At 65.5% G+C, this 1,187-nt stretch carries 1 protein-coding gene; it reads left to right on the top strand.

Translation table 11 applies throughout. The annotated features are described in order from the left end of the window. Positions 1-73: 73 nt before the first annotated feature. On the top strand, positions 74-1,187 hold a 1,114-nt coding region (locus ABZ656_RS58055; protein ID WP_360280871.1), incomplete at its 3' end, for an IS256 family transposase.

The raw sequence follows: 1,187 nt of genomic DNA, 5'->3' as shown, positions 1-1,187 counted from the left end.
GGGTCTGTACGCTCACCGGTGTAATTGATGATCATGGAAGAGACATCAAGTGACTGACACCGTGACCGAGTCCGTGGCCGCCGATGACCTGGCGGAACCGTCGCTGGAGACCGCGGCGGTCGAGCAGAAGCTCATCGACCAGCTCGTCGAGCAGGCCCGGAGCAAGGGGCTGCAGCTGACCGGCGAGGGAGGGTTGCTGCAGCAGCTGACCAAGGCGGTTCTTGAGTCCGCCCTGGAAGGCGAGATCACCGACCATCTCGGCTATGACAAGCACGACCCGGCGGGCAAGGACGGCGGCAACTCCCGCAACGGCACCCGTTCCAAGACGGTGCTGACGGACATCGGGCCGGTCGAGATCGATGTGCCCCGCGACCGGGAGGGCTCCTTCGAGCCGGCCATCGTCAAGAAGCGGCAGCGCAGGCTGACCGGCGTGGATGAGATGGTCCTCTCGCTGTCCGCGAAGGGCCTCACGCACGGGGAGATCTCCGCGCATCTGGCCGAGGTCTACGGCGCGGACGTGTCCAAGACGACCATCAGTACGATCACCGACAAGGTGATGGACGGCATGGCGGAATGGCAGAACCGGCCGCTCGACCGCGTCTACCCGGTCGTCTTCATCGACGCCATCAACGTCAAGATTCGCGATGGCCAAGTAGCGAACAGGCCGATCTACGTGGCCCTGGCGGTCACCGCCGAGGGGCACCGCGACATCCTCGGCCTGTGGGCCGGCGACGGCGGCGAAGGCGCGAAACACTGGCTGCGAGTGCTCTCCGAGCTCAAGAACAGGGGCGTTGAAGACGTCCTCATGCTGGTCTGCGACGGGTTGAAGGGGCTGCCCGACGCGGTCGGCGAGGTCTGGCCCCGGACTGTGGTGCAAACGTGTGTGGTTCACCTCTTGCGGGCGTCGTTCCGTTACGCGGCCCGGCAGGACTGGGACAAGATCGCGAAGGCACTCAAGCCCGTCTACACCGCGCCGACCGAGGACGCGGCCACGACACGGTTCCTGGAATTCGCCGAGACCTGGGGCAAGAAGTACCCGGCGATCGTCCGCCTCTGGGAGTCCAGCTGGGCCGAGTTCACGCCTTTCCTGCAGTTTGATGCGGAAATACGCCGAATTGTGTGCACGACCAACAGCATCGAGAGCGTCAACGCCCGCATCCGCAAGGCCGTCCGCTCCCGCGGGCACT

The sequence above is a fragment of the Streptomyces sp. NPDC007095 genome, from assembly GCF_040634475.1.
In the GTDB taxonomy this organism is placed as follows: Bacteria; Actinomycetota; Actinomycetes; order Streptomycetales; family Streptomycetaceae; genus Streptomyces.
The sequence above is the reverse complement of the archived record's forward strand: the minus strand, read 5'-3'. Positions and strand labels throughout refer to the sequence as shown.